At 65.1% G+C, this 16,312-nt stretch carries 18 protein-coding genes; 9 read left to right on the top strand and 9 right to left on the bottom strand.

Annotated features, from left to right (window positions below; translation table 11 throughout):
• The first annotated feature begins 22 nt into the window (after window positions 1-22).
• The gene (gene dapE, locus ABV518_RS01760) at window positions 23-1,159 is read left to right on the top strand and encodes a succinyl-diaminopimelate desuccinylase (RefSeq protein WP_367765121.1); all 1,137 of its coding nucleotides are present in this window, start codon (window positions 23-25) and stop codon (window positions 1,157-1,159) included.
• Window positions 1,160-1,223: 64 nt separating this feature from the next.
• On the opposite strand, the gene ABV518_RS01755 is transcribed toward dapE, so the two are convergent.
• The 4 genes from ABV518_RS01755 to ABV518_RS01740 form a co-directional block, all read right to left on the bottom strand.
• Window positions 1,224-2,081, bottom strand: coding sequence for an amino acid ABC transporter permease (locus ABV518_RS01755; protein WP_367765120.1), 858 nt, complete (start codon window positions 2,079-2,081; stop codon window positions 1,224-1,226).
• Window positions 2,078-2,728, bottom strand: coding sequence for an amino acid ABC transporter permease (locus ABV518_RS01750; protein ID WP_310161490.1), 651 nt, complete (start codon window positions 2,726-2,728; stop codon window positions 2,078-2,080). The genes ABV518_RS01755 and ABV518_RS01750 overlap by 4 nt, the downstream gene beginning before the upstream one ends.
• A gap of 99 nt (window positions 2,729-2,827) precedes the next feature.
• Window positions 2,828-3,712, bottom strand: a complete 885-nt coding sequence (locus ABV518_RS01745; RefSeq protein WP_367765119.1) for a glutamate ABC transporter substrate-binding protein — start codon at window positions 3,710-3,712, stop codon at window positions 2,828-2,830.
• A 74-nt stretch (window positions 3,713-3,786) separates the two neighbouring features.
• Window positions 3,787-4,542 (bottom strand): amino acid ABC transporter ATP-binding protein, encoded by a 756-nt coding sequence (locus ABV518_RS01740; RefSeq protein ID WP_104062136.1) that lies wholly within the window; start codon window positions 4,540-4,542, stop codon window positions 3,787-3,789.
• Window positions 4,543-4,658: 116 nt separating this feature from the next.
• On the opposite strand from ABV518_RS01740, the gene ABV518_RS01735 reads away from it, so the two are divergent.
• The 4 genes from ABV518_RS01735 to ABV518_RS01720 all read left to right on the top strand — a co-directional run bounded on the left by ABV518_RS01735 (window position 4,659) and on the right by ABV518_RS01720 (window position 7,536).
• Window positions 4,659-5,441 carry a TIGR00730 family Rossman fold protein gene (locus tag ABV518_RS01735; protein ID WP_310161499.1) on the top strand — a complete coding sequence of 261 codons (783 nt, stop codon included), beginning with the start codon at window positions 4,659-4,661 and terminating at the stop codon, window positions 5,439-5,441.
• A 32-nt stretch (window positions 5,442-5,473) separates the two neighbouring features.
• A complete protein-coding gene (locus tag ABV518_RS01730; protein ID WP_367765118.1) occupies window positions 5,474-5,890 on the top strand; it encodes a DivIVA domain-containing protein in 417 nt (138 codons plus the stop codon).
• 71 nt (window positions 5,891-5,961) lie between these two features.
• On the top strand, window positions 5,962-7,134 hold the full coding sequence (locus tag ABV518_RS01725) for a hypothetical protein (protein WP_367765326.1): 1,173 nt from the start codon (window positions 5,962-5,964) through the stop codon (window positions 7,132-7,134).
• Window positions 7,135-7,368: 234 nt separating this feature from the next.
• Window positions 7,369-7,536, top strand: a complete 168-nt coding sequence (locus ABV518_RS01720) for a DUF3117 domain-containing protein (protein ID WP_009357720.1) — start codon at window positions 7,369-7,371, stop codon at window positions 7,534-7,536.
• A 92-nt stretch (window positions 7,537-7,628) separates the two neighbouring features.
• On the opposite strand, the gene ABV518_RS01715 is transcribed toward ABV518_RS01720, so the two are convergent.
• Window positions 7,629-8,261 carry an O-methyltransferase gene (locus ABV518_RS01715; RefSeq protein ID WP_131131433.1) on the bottom strand — a complete coding sequence of 211 codons (633 nt, stop codon included), beginning with the start codon at window positions 8,259-8,261 and terminating at the stop codon, window positions 7,629-7,631.
• A 230-nt stretch (window positions 8,262-8,491) separates the two neighbouring features.
• Between ABV518_RS01715 and sigE the strand changes: the two genes are divergently transcribed.
• The 3 genes from sigE to ABV518_RS01700 all read left to right on the top strand — a co-directional run bounded on the left by sigE (window position 8,492) and on the right by ABV518_RS01700 (window position 10,440).
• Complete coding sequence (gene sigE, locus ABV518_RS01710) at window positions 8,492-9,109, top strand: RNA polymerase sigma factor SigE (protein WP_367765117.1); 618 nt, start codon at window positions 8,492-8,494, stop codon at window positions 9,107-9,109.
• Window positions 9,110-9,117: 8 nt separating this feature from the next.
• Window positions 9,118-9,960, top strand: a complete 843-nt coding sequence (locus tag ABV518_RS01705) for an anti-sigma factor (RefSeq protein WP_367765116.1) — start codon at window positions 9,118-9,120, stop codon at window positions 9,958-9,960.
• Window positions 9,961-10,029: 69 nt separating this feature from the next.
• Window positions 10,030-10,440: a Sec-independent protein translocase TatB gene (locus ABV518_RS01700; protein ID WP_367765115.1), complete on the top strand. Its 411-nt coding sequence runs from the start codon at window positions 10,030-10,032 to the stop codon at window positions 10,438-10,440.
• Between the two features lie 16 nt (window positions 10,441-10,456).
• On the opposite strand, the gene ABV518_RS01695 is transcribed toward ABV518_RS01700, so the two are convergent.
• From ABV518_RS01695 to ABV518_RS01685, 3 genes are read right to left on the bottom strand one after another with little or no spacing between them, the layout of a single operon-like run.
• A complete protein-coding gene (locus ABV518_RS01695) occupies window positions 10,457-11,584 on the bottom strand; it encodes an Mrp/NBP35 family ATP-binding protein (protein WP_367765114.1) in 1,128 nt (375 codons plus the stop codon).
• 7 nt (window positions 11,585-11,591) lie between these two features.
• Entirely contained in the window at window positions 11,592-12,344 is a 753-nt protein-coding gene (locus ABV518_RS01690) for a DUF1003 domain-containing protein (protein ID WP_367765113.1), read from the bottom strand.
• Window positions 12,328-13,611: a CBS domain-containing protein gene (locus ABV518_RS01685; protein ID WP_131131437.1), complete on the bottom strand. Its 1,284-nt coding sequence runs from the start codon at window positions 13,609-13,611 to the stop codon at window positions 12,328-12,330. Before ABV518_RS01685 ends, ABV518_RS01690 begins: the two co-directional genes overlap by 17 nt.
• 77 nt (window positions 13,612-13,688) lie before the next feature.
• On the opposite strand from ABV518_RS01685, the gene ABV518_RS01680 reads away from it, so the two are divergent.
• The gene (locus ABV518_RS01680; protein WP_367765112.1) at window positions 13,689-14,612 is read left to right on the top strand and encodes a general stress protein; all 924 of its coding nucleotides are present in this window, start codon (window positions 13,689-13,691) and stop codon (window positions 14,610-14,612) included.
• Window positions 14,613-14,708: 96 nt separating this feature from the next.
• On the opposite strand, the gene ABV518_RS01675 is transcribed toward ABV518_RS01680, so the two are convergent.
• Window positions 14,709-16,307 (bottom strand): aminopeptidase P family protein, encoded by a 1,599-nt coding sequence (locus tag ABV518_RS01675; protein WP_367765111.1) that lies wholly within the window; start codon window positions 16,305-16,307, stop codon window positions 14,709-14,711.
• Window positions 16,308-16,312 lie beyond the last annotated feature (5 nt).

The raw sequence follows: 16,312 nt of genomic DNA, 5'->3' as shown, positions 1-16,312 counted from the left end.
GGGTTCGAACTAGACTGGCAACGTGACTGCCGAAACCGCACCCGTTGCCTCCGTACTGCCACTTGACCTCCGCCAGGACGTCTCCCTGCTCACCGCCGCGATCATGGACATCAACAGCGTGTCCGGGAACGAGACGGCGTTGGCCGACGCCGTAGAAGCCGCCCTCCGTACCATTCCCGGGTTGCGCATCGTGCGTGACGGCGACTCCCTGATTGCCCGTACGGAACTGGGACGGCCGGAACGCGTCATCCTGGCCGGGCACCTGGACACCGTTCCGCTGCCGGTCACCGAGGGGGCCCGGGGCACCGTCCCGTCAACGTGGGAATCCGGCATTCCGGGCGAGGGGGTCCTGTACGGGCGGGGAGCCACGGACATGAAGGGCGGCGTCGCAGTCCAGCTCGCGCTGGCAGCCACCATGTTCGACGGCGGCGCGGAACCCGGGCGCGACGTCACCTTTGTCTTTTACGACCACGAGGAAGTGGAAGCGGTCAAGAGCGGGCTGGGCCGCCTGGTCCGCAACCACGGTGGGCTCCTGGACGGCGATTTCGCCATCCTCCTGGAGCCAACCCATGGAACGGTGGAGGGTGGCTGCAACGGCACCAGCCGCTTCGAAGCCACCACATCAGGGGAGGCTGCACACTCCGCCCGCGCCTGGATGGGCAGCAATGCCATCCACGCCGCGGCGCCGATCCTCGCCAGGCTTGCCGCCTACGAACCGCAGACCGTCAACGTGGACGGCCTCGACTACCGTGAGAGCCTCAATGCCGTGAAGATCAATGGCGGCACGGCCGGCAACGTCATCCCTGACCGCTGCGTGGTGGAAATCAACTACCGCTTCGCGCCCGACAAGTCCCCGGACCAGGCAGAGGCGCATGTCCGCGAACTGCTAGACGGTTTCGACGTCGTCCGAACTGACGCTGCGGCCGGCGCGCGGCCGGGCCTGAACCATCCCGCTGCCGCGTCCTTCGTGGCCGCCGTCGGGGCCGAGCCGAAACCGAAATACGGCTGGACCGACGTCGCCCGTTTCAGCGAACTGGGCATCCCGGCAGTGAACTTCGGTCCCGGCGACCCCCTGCTGGCGCACAAGGACAACGAGCACGTCGACGCGGACGCGATCCGGGAGTGCCTGCGGGCATTGCGCAGCTGGCTCTCGGCCTAACGGCAAAACGGAAGGGTCCGCAGCCTGCAGGCTGCGGACCCTTCTGCGTATGCAGTGGATGTGGTTACTTGAGTTCGGTTGCGTCCGGCAGTTCCGGTGCCACGACGGCGGTTGGTGCCTTGGCAACGCCGCCGGCGGCCTTTTTGGAGCCGCGGCGCTCGATCCAGACCGCGAGCCGGGACACGCAGATGTTGATCGCAATGTAGATGGCTGCGGCGACAAAGAAGATGGGGAACAGGAACGCGTTACCCAGGAAGTCGGCCATGACCTGGACGGCCCGGAGGAGCTCGCCGTAAGCCACGATGTACCCAAGCGAGGTGTCCTTGAGGAGCACCACGAGCTGGGCAACCAGCGACGGCATCATCCGGCGGACGGCTTGCGGCAGTTCGATCAGCATCCGGGACTGGAAGCTGGTCAGGCCGATGGTCAGTCCCGCCTCCCGCTGTCCCTTGGGCAGGGACTGGATGCCTGCCCGGATGATCTCGGCGAAGATGGCGGCGTTGTACAGGACGAGCCCGGCAATCACGGCGATGAAGGAACTGGTACCGAACACCAGCAGGACGAACAGCATCATCAGCACAACCGGCATGCCACGCAGGAACTCCAGGACCACACGGGTGGGGATCCGGATCCAGGCGACGAGGGAGATCCGCAGCAGGCAGAGCATCAGGCCGAGCGGGAATGCGATGACCGCGGCGATGGCGGCCGCGCTGAGCGTGGCGCCGATGCCGTTTCCGAGCAGGGTCCAGACATCGGCCCGGGTGAAGATCGCCCAGCGGCGTCCTTCAAAAATGCCCTGCTGCGCCAAGGTCATGACGATAAAGGCGAGTAGCCCGAGAATCAGCACGGTTCCGATGACGGAACCGATCAGCGAAACCCGGCGGGCCTTGGGCCCGGGAACGTCGTAGAGGACTGAAGTCATCGGGCAATCGCCACCTTTCGTTCCACCGTGCTGGCCAGGACGCCCAGCGGAATGGTGAGGAGCAGATAGAAGAACGCCACGCCCAGAAGCACGGCCATGACCTGGTCACCGTTGGCATTGGCCATCTGGCGGCCGTAGCCGAACAGTTCAAGGACAAAGAAGGCACCGGCTACGGAGGAGTTCTTCACGAGGGCAATCAGGATGTTGATCAGTGGCGGGATCACCGTCCGCAGAGCCTGCGGCAGGATAATGAGGGACAGCACCTGGCCGAACTTCATGCCGATGCTGCGTGCAGCTTCCGCCTGGCCAAGGGGGACACTGTTCACGCCTGAGCGGACGGCTTCGGCGATGAAGGCCGCTGTGTAGGCGCTGAGGGCGATGATGGCTGCCACCTCAAACTGCTGGAACGTGACGCCGAGGCGGGGCAGGACGATCGCCGCGAAGAAGAAGGCAATAGTCAGTGGGGTGTTCCGGAGGACTTCCACATACACGGTGCTGAATCCGCGGAGTGCGGCAACGGGGGAGACACGGGCTGCTGCCAGGAGTGTTCCGACGATAAGCGCGATGATCCCGGAGACGACAGACAGGAAAAGAGTGCGGAGAAGGCCTTCCCAATACAGCGGGAGGTTTTCAATGATGACTTCCATAGGATCCTTCGGCTCTGGGCGTAGGCGGTCGAAAAAGGAGGTGGCGGTTTCCGGGGGATCCGCTATTGAACGAATCCCCCGGAAAACCGCCGTTGTTACCTAGTAACGGTTGATGGCCGGAAGGGCAGGTGCCGTCTTGATGACCGTGCCTGCGGTTGCTTCCCAGGCCTTCTTGTAGGACCCGTCCTTGTCGAATGCTTCCAGCTGGTCGTTGATCCAGTTGCGGAACTCGGTGTCGTCCTTCTTCAGGCCGATGCCGTAGGGCTCCTTGGTGAAGGTTTCATCAGAGGCCAGTTTGAAGGCGTCAGGCTCCTTGTCCACGAAACCGGCAAGGATGACGTTGTCGGTGGTGATGGCTTCAACCTGCTTGTTGCGCAGCGGTTCCAGGCAGGCGGAGTAGGTAGCAGCCGGAACCAGTTCGGCGCCGTACTTGTCCACGATCGTCGCAGCAGGGGTGGAGCCGGTCACGGAGCAGACCTTCTTGCCCTTGACGTCTTCAGGCTTCTTGATCGAGTCATTGTCCTTGTTGACCATCAGGGCCTGGCCGGCCTCGTAATAGGGACCCGCGAAGCTGACAACCTGCTTGCGCTTGTCGTTGATGGTGTAGGTGGCGATGACAAGGTCAACCTTGCCCTGCTCGATGAACGGCTCGCGGTTGGCGGAAACGGTCTCAGACCATTCGATCTTGTCCGCGGCGATGCCGAGCTTGGCGGCAATCAGCTTGCCCATCTCGACGTCGAAGCCAACAGGCTTGCCGTCCAGGCCCACCTGGCCGAAGAGCGGCTGGTCGTACTTGGTGCCGATCTTGATGGTGCCGGCAGAGGAAAGCTTCGCCATGGTGGTGCCTGCAGCGAATGTCGGCTTCTCGGCAACGGTGGGATTGCTGGTGCCCGGGGTGGAGCCGCCACATGCGCTCAGGGACAGCGCCAGGGCAGCGGTAGCCGCCACGAGGAACGACTTGCGCCGGGTCATAAATGCCTTCATGACATTCCTTTCATTGGTCGGCCGTGGGTCACGGCCTGGGTGCGAACTGGAGTGTGTGCGTTCGTAGGTGGAAATCAGTGCGTCAGCAGCTTGGACAGGAAGTCCTTGGCGCGGTCGCTCTTGGGGTTGGTGAAGAATTCTTCCGGCTTGGCATCTTCGACGATCTGGCCGTCTGCCATGAAGACCACGCGGTCTGCGGCCTTCCGGGCAAAGCCCATTTCGTGGGTGACCACCACCATGGTCATGCCTTCCTTGGCCAGCTGGATCATGACGTCAAGGACTTCGTTGATCATCTCGGGGTCGAGAGCCGAGGTGGGCTCGTCAAAGAGCATGACCTTCGGTTTCATGGCCAGTGCGCGGGCGATGGCCACACGCTGCTGCTGGCCGCCGGAAAGCTGCGCCGGGAGTTTGGGTGCCTGGTGTCCCACGCCCACGCGCTCAAGCAAAGCCATGGCCTCCTTGTCGGCCTGGGCCTTGGCCACGCCCTTGACCTTGATGGGCCCAAGCGTCACATTCTCGAGGATGGTCTTGTGCGCAAACAGGTTGAAGGACTGGAAAACCATGCCGACGTCGGCGCGGAGCTGGGCCAGTTCCTTCCCCTCCTCCGGCAGCACCTTCCCATCAATGCTGATGGTGCCGCCCTCAATCGTTTCCAGGCGGTTGATGGCACGGCACAATGTGGACTTGCCGGAGCCTGACGGACCAATGACAACAACCACTTCGCCCTTGCGGACGTGGAGGTTGATGTCCTTGAGGACGTGCAGCTGACCGTAATGCTTATTCACACCGTTCAGGGAGACGAGCGCATCGCCGGGCACATGAGTAGTCATAAGAAGAATCTAGCGAACAAAGACTGGATATGACGGGAATCACGCCAAGTTCATGCGGATCGTGATTCAAGAGATACCTGCCGCTTGTGGACCGGCCGTGGCGCTAGCCTTGGGGGATGAGCATCAACGCAGATCCGGCCAAAACCACCCAGCCGCGCCGTAAGGGGCCCCTTGAACTTCGCCGCAAGCAGGCGGCCGTGGAAATGTCTGACCAGCATTTGCTTGACACCAAAGGCGCCGGCCAGTTCGTCCACAGCGATCCGTGGCGTGTGTTGAGGATCCAGAGCGAGTTCGTTGAAGGCTTTGGCGCATTGGCGGACCTCGGCCCGGCGGTCAGTGTCTTCGGTTCGGCCCGGACCAAGCCGGGGAGCCCATATTACGAGATGGGCGTAGCCGTTGGCCGCCACCTGGCGGAAGCCGGCGTGGCGGTGATTACCGGAGGCGGACCCGGCTCCATGGAGGCCGCCAACCGGGGGACCGTGGAAGGAAACGGCGTTTCGGTAGGGCTTGGCATTGAGCTTCCCTTTGAACAGGGCCTCAACCAGTGGGTGGACCTGGGCATCAACTTCCGTTACTTCTTTGCGCGGAAGACCATGTTCGTGAAGTATGCCCAGGGCTTCATCGTCCTCCCCGGCGGGCTGGGCACGCTGGACGAACTGTTTGAAGCGATGGTGCTTGTCCAGACACGGAAAGTCACTTCGTTCCCCATCGTCCTGCTCGGTGTTGCCTTCTGGGGCCCCATGATCGAGTGGATCAAGGGCACACTGGTGGCCGAGGGCATGGTTTCGGAGAAGGACCTGGACCTGATCCAGGTGGTTGATGATCCGGCCGATGCAGTGGACCGGGTGCTCCATGGCACTGTCCGGGCACCGTCCAACGGGGAGCAGCGGCCCGAATAGCAGGTGACCTCTGATCTGGCACGATTGATGCTGTGAGCTTTTTTCTGGTTTTCCTTGCCATCGCGCTGGTAGGCGCCGTCGTGTGGGCGGGTGCCGGTGCCAAAAGCGGCGTGTCCTGGCGCGGCCGCCCGGGTGGGGTCCGGGAAAGCGGGCTCTTCGACAGCGGCTTCGAACAGCCGGTAGCCAACCTTCCTCCGGTCCTGCTCCCCGCTGACGCGGCGCCGGCCGACGTCGACCGTGTCCGCTTTTCCCTTGGCCTGCGCGGCTACCGCATGGATCAGGTGGACCAGGTGCTTGATGATCTCCGCGACCAACTGGCCGCCAAGCGCGAGGAAGTGGAGCACTTAAAGGCGCAGCTGTCCGAAGCCCAGCATCCGCCGCAGAATCCGGCGGACCCGGAGCACCTTCCGCAAGGCCAGGACCGGGGCGAGTCGGAGGCGGGGGCTTGACTACTGACACCGGGAGCAGGCCGGGACCCGCCGGCTCGATCAGCGTCCTTGCCGTGCGCGCCGGTGACGCAATGCGCCGGTGGCCCTGGTGGCTCCAGGTTTCAGCCCTCTACGTGCTGGCCAGGCTGGCCAGCGCGTGCATCTTCATGGCCGCAGCCCTGCAGCAGGGCACGAACCCCTGGTTCCCCGCCAAGCCTGACTACTGGAACTTCATCAATATCTGGGACGCGCGGTGGTACGGCGAAGTCATCAGCAACGGCTACCCGGCGGCCCTGCCGGTCGATGCCGCCGGAAACGTCCAGGAAAACGCCTGGGCGTTCTATCCGCTGTTCCCTTTCCTGGGCCGGGCCCTATCGACACTGACAGGCGTTGCCCCGGCGGCTTCGCTGACAATCGTCGCCATGCTCTCCGGGCTGGGGGCCGCCCTGGTGATCTACAGCCTGTTTCGCCATAAGGCGCAGCACGGTACGGCCATGTGGGCGGTTGCCTTCTTTGCGACGTTCCCCGTTTCCGGCATACTGCAGGTGCCCTACGCCGAGCCGCTAACGATCCTCCTCCTGTCTGCCGCGCTGCTCCTGGTCATCCGGCGGCAGTACTACGTGGCGATGCCAGTGGTGCTGCTGATGTGCCTTTCCAGGCCTGTGGGAGTGCCGTTCGCCGCGCTGGTGGGGCTGCTGTTTGTTTACCGGCTGGTGCAGCGCAGCCGCGGAAGCGGCCCCCAGGTCCACAGCCCGCGGGAGCTGGGTGGCCTCGCAGCCCTTACCGCCCTCAGCGGGGCCGCCGCGCTGATCTGGCCGGCGGCGGCGTGGGCCACGACAGGTGATATCGAGGCCTACACCAAGACGGAAACTGTCTGGCGGGGACACGACCTGGTGCCGTTCAAGCCGTGGTTCGATACCGGCATCCAGCTGTTCGGTCCCGTTGTGGGCGTGTTGGCGCCGTTCGTCTTCGCCGGGCTGTTCGCCCTGATGCTGTTCAGCCCTCCGGCGGCGAAGCTCGGGGTTGAACTGCGCTTATGGTGCGCCTGCTACATGGCATACCTGCTGCTGTTCCTTCATCCCCAGACCAGCACGTTCAGGATGCTGCTTCCGCTGTTCCCGCTGGCACTCGGCGCTGCTGTGATGTCCCGTTCACGGGCCTACCGCGGTGCGGTAATTGTGATGTTTATTCTTTTGCAGATTGTTTGGATTGTCTGGCTGTGGGCGTGGGCGCAACTGCCCGGCGGCGGCGACTATCCGCCGTGATTGCCTGCGCCGCGGGGCACCGAAGTGCAGGAATGCGACGCGGCCGGAAATGTCCATCGATTAGCTACGTGCGGGTAATTACGGGATAATAGTAAGTAAGCAAGGACAAAAGCATTCAGAAGATGTTCAGCCATGGCGGTGCCCACACGTGCCGCCATAGCGGCTTGATTGACCATGCGGACACAGCCCGTCCGGGCTGGTAAGTCCTGGGACTAATTGGAGGGGAAATTCCTCATGGCGGCTATGAAACCACGCACCGGCGACGGCCCTATGGAAGTCACCAAGGAGGGCCGCAGCCTGATTATGCGTGTGCCGCTCGAAGGCGGCGGACGGCTTGTTGTTGAACTCAATGCAGCGGAAGCGGCAAACCTCAAGGAATGCCTCGTAGGCGTTACCGAATAATCGCACTGGGCCAGGGTCCGCAGCCTCCGGGCTGCGGACCCTGGCCTTTTTGAAGGCCGGGCCTATTTTCGGCGGTGTCTACGTGGCGGTGTCTATTTCTTGACCGCTACCAGCAGACCGTCGCCCGTGGGAAGCATGGTGGTTGCGAGCCGCTCGTCGTCACGGATGGTTTTGCCCACCTGGCGGAGCACCACGGTGGTGGCATCCCTGTTCGCGGGGTTGGCCACACGGTCTTTGTCCAGGGCGTCGTTGATGATCAGCAGCCCCCGGGACTTCAGCAGACGGATGGCCTGGTCCACGTAACCCGGCAGGCCCGGCTTGTCAGCGTCGATAAAGACGAGGTCGTAGGCGGCGTCGGTCAGCCGCGGCAGGACGTCGCCGGCTCGCCCGGAGATGGTTCGCGTCCGGTTGGCCGGGCTGCCCGCTTCGGCGAAGGCCTCGCGGGCCGCTTTCAGGTGTTCGACGTCCACATCGATGGTGGTCAGTACCGACTGGGGTCCCAGGCCGCGCAGGATGCAGACGCCGGAGACGCCGGCACCGGTACCAATTTCGACGGCGGTCTGCGCCTTGGAAGATGCCGCCAGCACCGTCAGTACAGCTCCTACGCCGCGCCCGATCGGGGTTACTCCCAGCTCAAAGGAGCGCTCGCGTGCACGAAGCATGACTTCATCCTCTGCGGGCAGATCTTCTGCATAGGACCAGCTCGTGGACTTGTCGGCGCTCATGGATGATTTCGCTTTCTGGGCGGCAGGGGAGTGTTGGATACAGCCTACTGTGTCCGGAGGCGCCGCTGCCGGATGCCGGGGTTGCGCCTTTGGCAGAAGACGCCGGCCAATCAGGAAATTCCCAGCCAACTTTGAAATGATGGAGATCCGCTCATCCATACGGTGATCGGCGCCGAACCAGAGATGTCAACAGTATCCGGGCGTTAGCTTATCCACGAGGGGAGTGGACGATGTCAGCATCAGTTGTGGCACCTGTCCCTGCGTCACAAGATTCCGCAGTTGAATGGGTCCGGCCCACCTGGGAAGAAGTGGTTGCCAACCATTCCGCGAAGGTCTACAGGCTGGCCTACCGCCTGACCGGAAACAAGTTCGACGCCGAGGACCTGACCCAGGAGGTCTTTGTCCGGGTCTTCAGGTCACTGGAAAACTTCAAGCCCGGGACGCTGGACGGCTGGCTGCACCGGATCACCACCAACCTGTTCCTGGACCAGGCGCGGCGGAAGAGCCGCATCCGTTTCGACGCGCTGGCCGAGGACGCGGAGTCCCGCATCCCGGGCCGTGAACCGGGGCCTGAGCAGAGTTTCGAACTGAACAACCTCGACCTCGACGTGCAGGCCGCACTGGAGGAACTCCCGCCGGACTTCCGCGCGGCGGTTGTGCTGTGCGACCTCGAGGGCCTGTCGTACGACGAGGTGGCAGCGGCACTCGGCGTCAAGCTGGGCACCGTGCGGTCACGCATCCACCGCGGCCGGACCATGCTGCGGGAGAAGTTGGCGCACCGGGATCCCCGGCCGCAGCACTCACGCAAGCCGAAGCTTTCGCTGCCCCGCATCGCCAGCATTCTCTGATCGGCCCCATGACTTCCGACAACCCGCTATTCCGAAGGCATCCCCGGAGCGACAGCCATGTCAGGACCTGCCCGGAATGCACCTCCGCGGTGCACCGCGAACGGCAGTACATAGAACGGCTCCGTGAAGCGGCCATCCCGCCTGCCAGCCAGGATCTGACCGCCCGCCTCCTGCAGCAGACCCATGTGCTGGCCATGGCCCCCTGCGAGCCGTTACGAAGTCCACACCGGGGAGCGAAGATCATTGCCCTCGCCGCCGGCGGGACAGCGGCGGCTGCCGGGGTCCTTGCCGCGGGCGCCTTCGCACTGGCCGGTGACCCGCTGCCGATGGCTGCAAATGCTGCGGCGGGCTCTTTCGTCCAGCAGTCCGCCCACGTCCCGGCCGACGGGCGCGAGCTGAGCGCAGAACAGCTGGCAGGGCTCCGCACGGAGGGCTGGGTGTGTCCTGGGCTGGAGTCCATGGGCTTCCGTGTCCTCTCGGCCAGGGCAACCACCATGGACGGCGTCCCGGCCGTGGAGATGAAGCTGTCGGACGGCGAGCACTATGCCATAGTCCTCGAACAGCACGGCGGCACCACCACCGACGGCGGGGACGTGTCGATCCGGAGTTCTGCTCCCTGGACAGCGGTCTTCCAGTCCGCCGGGAGCACCATCACCTACGAGTCCGATCTGCCGGCAGACCGCGCCGACGACGCCGTCCCTGTCCTGCAACGGCTCAGTGCGCTGGCCACCGCGGGAATCACGGCAGGAGTCGCGCAGGAGCCGCCGGCGGCCGGCAGCGGACCCGTCGAGCCGTTCAGTGCACGGCTGCAGCGGGGCCTGGACAAAATAGCCCGTATTCTGACGCCTTAAACCTGGCCGATTCCGCCCCCCGCCTGCGGGAATCGTCAGCACGACCCCGGAGAGGGTAATCTTCCTAAAGTGTTTGGAATCAACGGCCCGGAGTTCTTCCTTCTGCTGATCATCGGCATCCTGGTGATCGGCCCCAAACGGCTGCCCGAATACACCCAGAAACTAGCGAACCTGGTGAAGGAAGTCCGACGCATGGCCTCCGGCGCGCGCGAGCAGATCAAGGAGGAGGTGGGGATCGACATCGACGAGGTCGACTGGAAGAAGTACGACCCCCGCCAGTACGATCCACGCCGCATCATCAAGGAAGCGCTGCTCGACGACGACACCAAGCCGGTCAGCGCGGGGGCGCCCGCCGTGGCAGCCGTGGCCGGAACCGCAGCGGCCGCTGCCAGCACGTCAACGCGCGCCTTCCGCCCGGAGCGCGTTGTGCAGCAGCTGCCTGCCGGCGAAGCTGCGCCTTTTGACACTGAGGCCACCTAGGAACACCCCAAGGCTGTCAGCGCGGCTGCAGCCCCAGTTTCATCCCGGTCAGTCCACGCGGCTTTGCCGCCAGCTTGCCCGCAATCTCAACGAGTGCCACGGCCGCCGGCGTGTCCGGCTGGCCGAGGACGATCGGTGAGCCGGCGTCGCCGCCCTCCCGTAGCAGGATGTCCAGCGGTATCTGGCCCAGCAGCGGCACGTCCGAACCTACCGTCGCCGTCAGCCGCTCGGCGAGGACCGCCCCGCCGCCGCTTCCGAACAGTTCCATCCTGCCGCCGTCGGGCATTTCCAGGTAAGACATATTCTCGATCACGCCGGCGACTGACTGGCCAGTCTGGGTGGCGATGGCGCCGGCGCGCTCGGCAACGTCGGCTGCGGCGGCCTGGGGGGTGGTGACCACCAGGATTTCCGCCTTCGGCAGGAGCTGGGCCACCGAGATGGCGATGTCGCCGGTGCCGGGCGGAAGGTCAAGGAAGAGCGCGTCCAGGTCGCCGAAGTAGACGTCGGTGAGGAACTGCTCCAGCGCACGGTGGAGCATGGGACCGCGCCAGGCGACCGGCTGGTTCCCCGTGACGAACATTCCGATGGAAATGACTTTGACTCCGTAGGCCACCGGGGGCAGGATCATGTCGTCCACGCGCGTGGGAGCCTGGGTGATGCCCATCAGCGCCGGAACCGAGAAGCCGTAGACGTCGGCATCGACGATCCCTACCCTGAGCCCCTGCGCTGCGAGGGCGCAGGCCAGGTTGACGGTGACGGACGACTTCCCGACGCCGCCCTTGCCGCTGGCCACGGCAAAAACCTTGGTCAGCGAACCGGGCTGATTAAAGGGGATGCCGCGCTGGCCCCCTGCGCCGCGGAGCTGTTCCTTGAGGGCATCGCGCTGGGCCTGGCTCATGACCTTCAGTTCAACGTCGACGGCGGTGACGCCGGGAACCGAGGACAGCGCCTTTTCCGAATCGGCTGTAATCGTGTCCCGCAGGGGACAACCGGCGATGGTGAGCAGCACCGCAAGGCGGACACGCCCGTCGTCGGAAATCTCCACCGAATCAACCATGCCCAGCTCCGTGATGGGGCGGCGCAGCTCGGGATCGATGACGGTGGCCAGGGCAGCGTTAACCGCCTGGTGGAGGTTTTCAGTCATGCAGGCGTTACTCGGCTTCCGGGGTTGTACGGGTTTCGGGGGGTGCAGGTTGCGGCGGCACGCCGGGGTTCTGCGCAACATGGCTGGGCTTGACCCGGGGGATCTGCTGAGTACGGGGATTCCGTTGCCGGTCCCTCTTCTCCTTCAGCTTCTCCTTGATCTTGTCGCGCGGCGATTCGTGGCTGCCGGTACCCGACGGGTCGTGGGTCCGCAGCTCCTCCTGCGCCTCCAGCATGTCCTCCAGCAGGGACCGCAGCTCGGCCCGGACGTAGTCGCGCGTGGCCACTTCGCGGAGCGCGATCCGCAGCGAGGCGAGTTCACGGGTCAGGTATTCGGTGTCGGACAGGTTGCGTTCCGCGCGCTGGCGGTCCTGCTGCAGTGATACGCGGTCGCGGTCGTCCTGGCGGTTCTGGGCGAGCAGCAGCAGCGGCGCGGCATAGGACGCCTGCAGGGAGAGCATCAGGGTCAGCAGGGTGTAGCCGAGGGCGCGGGAGTCGAACTGCCATTCAAGGGGTGCCCAGGTGTTCCAGACCAGCCAGATGACTACGAAGATGGTCATGTAGACGAGGAACTGGGGCGTGCCCATGAACCGGGCAAAACCCTCGGTGGCGTGGCCGAAGGCGTCGGGGTCCGGGGAGAACTTGGGCAGGATCCGCTTGCGGCCGCTCAGGGGGGTGTCGAGGCTCCCCTTGGTTGCCGTCTTTGCCGGGCCGCGCTGGCCGGGGTTTTTGGGAGGACTGTTGTCAGCCAATGCGGCCACCGAGCCTTCTTATCGGGGCTTCGCCATCATGGGCGCGCCAATCATCCGGCAACAGATGATCCAAAACGTCATCAACAGTCACCGCCCCCACAAGCCGGCCGTCGTCATTGACCACGGGGAGGGAGTTCAGGTTGTACGTAGCAAGGGTCCTGGCAACCTCGCTGATGTGGGCCTGGTCCGACAACGGCTCAAGGTTCTTGTCCACCAGGTTGCCCAGCGGCTCGAACGGCGGGAAGCGCAGCAGCTGCTGGATGTGCACCACGCCCAGGAAGCGGCCGGTCGGGGTCTCAAGCGGAGGCCTGGCGATGAAGATGGAGGAAGCGAGGGCAGGCGAGAGTTCCTCGCGCCGGACGTGGGCCAGCGCCTCGGCCACCGTCGCCTCAGGGGGCAGGATCACTGGCACTGGCGTCATCAGGCCGCCTGCGGTGTCCTCGTCGTATTCGAGCAGGCGGCGGACGTCCTCGGCGCCTTCGGGCTCCATGAGCTGCAGCAGTTCCTCGGCCTGTGCGGTGGGCAGTTCGCCGAGGAGGTCGGCGGCGTCATCGGGGTCCATTTCTTCCAGGACATCGGCGGCGCGCTGGACGTCAAGGGCCGAGAGGATTTCCACTTGGTCGTCCTCGGGGAGTTCCTGCAGGACGTCGGCGAGCCGTTCGTCCTGGAGCTCGCTGGCCACCTCGAAGCGGCGCTTGTCGCTCATTTCCTGCAGGGCCTCGGCGAAGTCGGCGGGCTTCAGGTCCTCGTGGTTGGCGACGAACTGGGTGGCGGCCTGGGGCTCGGTGCGGGCTCCCTGCAGGGCGTCCGCCCAGTCAATGATCATGGTCTCGTTGCGGCGCAGGCGGCTGAGCGGCGACAGCGAATGGCCGCGGCGGACGAACAGCTTGCTGACGAACCAGTCCCGGGAACGGTGCTGGTCCATGGCGATGTCCTCGATGGTGGCGTCTCCGCTGCCGTCCCTGAGGGTCACCCGGCGGTCAAACATCTCAGCGACCACCAGCGTCTCGGCACCCCGCTGCTCAAAGCGACGGAGGTTGACCAGGCCAGTGCAGATGATCTGGGTCTGGTCGATCGAGGTAATGCGCGTCATTGGCACAAAGACGCGCTTCTTTCCCGGAACTTCGACGACGATACCCACAACGTGGGGGGCACCCCGGCTTCCACGGGAGAGCACCACAACATCGCGCAACCGTCCCAGACGGTCGCCCAGCGGGTCGAAGACGTCAAGACCCAGAAGGCGCGCCACAAAGACGCGCGAAAGATTTGTGCTCACGTCTACAGGCTACCGAGTCTGCTCTCTTTTAGCTGAATTTACAGGCGGCACACATGCTGATGGGCAAGAATGGTGTTATGTCAAACATTTTTGGTGCTCCCAAGGCCGGCGGGCCCAACGGCGTGGACGAGTCCCGCACCGTCCCCACCGGTGACACCGTCGGTTCGTACACGTCCTACCTGGATGCCCAGAAGGCTGTGGACTACCTCGCTGACCAGCAGTTCCCGGTCCAGATGGTGTCGATCGTGGGCAATGAGCTCAAGATGGTGGAGCGTGTCACGGGACGCCTCAGCTACCCCCGCGTTGCCTTGTCCGGGGCGCTGAGCGGCATGTGGTTCGGTCTGTTCGTCGGCGTGATGCTGTCGTTCTTCGCTCCTTCGCCGGGATATTTCTCCATCCTGACCTCCGTCCTGATGGGTGCCGCGTTCTTTATGCTGTTCGGCATCGTCACCTATGCCATGCAGCGGGGAAAGCGCGACTTCACCTCCACCAGCCAGGTGGTGGCCACCAACTATGACGTCGTGGTGTCGGTCGAGGCAGCCCACGAGGCCCGGCGCCTGCTCCAGCAGTTGCCGATGACGCGGTCCGATGCGGCTGCCGGCCCCAGGCCGCATGCCCAGGCCGACTACTACAACCAGCCGTACCAGCAGCCCGGGCAGCAGCCGGGCCCGCAGCAGGGCCAGCCCCCCGTGCGGCCGGCCAGCTGGAACGATCCCTACGGCCAGCAGGGTCCCGGCACGCAGGGCGCCCCGGCTGCAGCCGCGCAGCCCGGCCCGCCCGCCGAAAGCCCGGCGCAGCCGGCTCCGGCACCGGCGGCAGCGGTCCGTTACCCGGACCTGCCCGACGGCCGGCCGCAGTACGGTGTCCGTGTCAGCGACAACCCTGCACCCGCCCCCGCCGGCGACAATGCAGCTCCGGGTGACGAACGCCAGGACGCCGCACAGCCGGCGCGGCAGCCCGAAGTGGCACCTGAGCGTAGCCGGGACGAAGCAGGCTCGTAGCCGGCCCGCCCCGCCACACTCAGCGCAGACTCGTTAAGCGCGAACGGACGCTTAAGCCCAGGGGCTTAAGCGTCCGTTCGCGCTTTAAGAGGGCGGCTAGGCGGGGGAGTGCTGGCTGCCTTCGCCGTTGGCTTCCCGGTAGATGCCCGCCATCCAGGACTCGACGTCGTCGGCCTTGCGGGGCAGCGCGGCGCTGAGGTTGACCGGGCCGTCGGCAGTCATCAGGATGTCGTCCTCAATCCGGACGCCGATGCCGCGGTACTCCGCCGGAATGCCCAGGTCCTCGTTCTTGAAGTACAGGCCCGGTTCGATGGTGAAGACCATGCCTTCGGTGAGGACGCCATCAAGGTACAGCTCCCGCTTGGCCTGGGCACAGTCGTGCACATCCAGCCCCAGGTGGTGGCTGGTGCCGTGCGGCATCCAGCGGCGGTGTTGCTGGCCCTCATGGCTGACAGCTTCCTCCACGCTCACGGGGAGCAGGCCCCACTCCGCGAGGCGTTCGGCCAGCACAGTGGTGGCGGCCGTGTGGATGTCCCGGAACTTGGTTCCGGGCCGGGCCGCGGCGAATCCGGCGTCGGCGGCGTCCAGGACCGCTTCGTAGACCTTCCGCTGAACGTCGGTGAACGTGCCGTTGGCCGGCAGGGTCCTGGTGACGTCGGCGGTGTACAGGGAGTCGGCTTCCACACCGGCGTCGAGGAGCAGCAACTCACCGGCGTTGATGCTCCCGGTGTTGCGGGTCCAGTGCAGCACGGTGGCGTTGTTGCCTGAGGCCGCAATGGTGTCGTAACCCAGTTCGTTGCCCACCTCGCGGGCACGGGCGAAGAAGGCGCCTTCCACAACCCGTTCGCCGCGGGCATGGGTCAGGGCGCGGGGAAGTGACTTGACCACCTCCACGAAGCCCTCCACCGTCGCCGCCACGGCAATCTTCATCTGCTCGATCTCCCACTCGTCCTTCAGGAGACGGAGTTCGGACAGGGCTTCGGACAGTTTTTCATCCAGTGCATCGAGGACGGCGAGGTCCAGGTTGTCCGGGTCCTTGGCCGTGTTGTAGCGGGCCGTGTCCACCAGGGCGTCGATGTTCTCATCCACCTTGCGGACCAGGCGGATGGAGATGCCGCCGATCTCGGGGGCCCCCACGTTCTTGGTGATCGCAGATTCGAGCGCATCGATGTGCGCGGTGGGCAGGCCCAGGCGGGCTTCAAACTCGGCGAGCGTGGGGCGGGCGCCGATCCAGAATTCGCCGGACCGTGAGTCGGCGTAGAACTGCTCTGTGTCCCGGCCGGCCAGCGGGCGGAAGTACAGCGTGGCGTGGTGGTGCCCGCCGTCGTCGCCCTTTCCTTCGCCGGCCGGTTCCAGGATGAGCACGGCGTCCGGCTCATGGTCCAGGCCCAGGCCGGTGAGGTGCGCGAATCCGGAGTGCGGACGGAACCGGTAGTCGCAGTCGTTGGAGCGGACCTTCAGCGGGCCCGCGGGAATGACCAGGCGTTCGCCTTTGAACTGGTCGGAGATGGCCTTTCGCCGGGTCGCGGCGAAGCTGGCGACGGCGTCGCGGGTGGGCAGTTCCTGGCTGGAAGGCGCCCAGTTGCTGGCCATAAAGGCCTTGAAGGCGTCGGAACTGGGCCGCTGCGAGCGGTTGTTGACGCGCTCGTCGAGGGGCTGGGAAGCAGAGTTCAGGGTGTTTTCGGCATCGTTCACGGCAC

This window comes from Arthrobacter sp. HS15c (genome assembly GCF_040812005.1).
GTDB lineage: Bacteria > Actinomycetota > Actinomycetes > Actinomycetales > Micrococcaceae > Arthrobacter.
The sequence above is the reverse complement of the archived record's forward strand: the minus strand, read 5'-3'. Positions and strand labels throughout refer to the sequence as shown.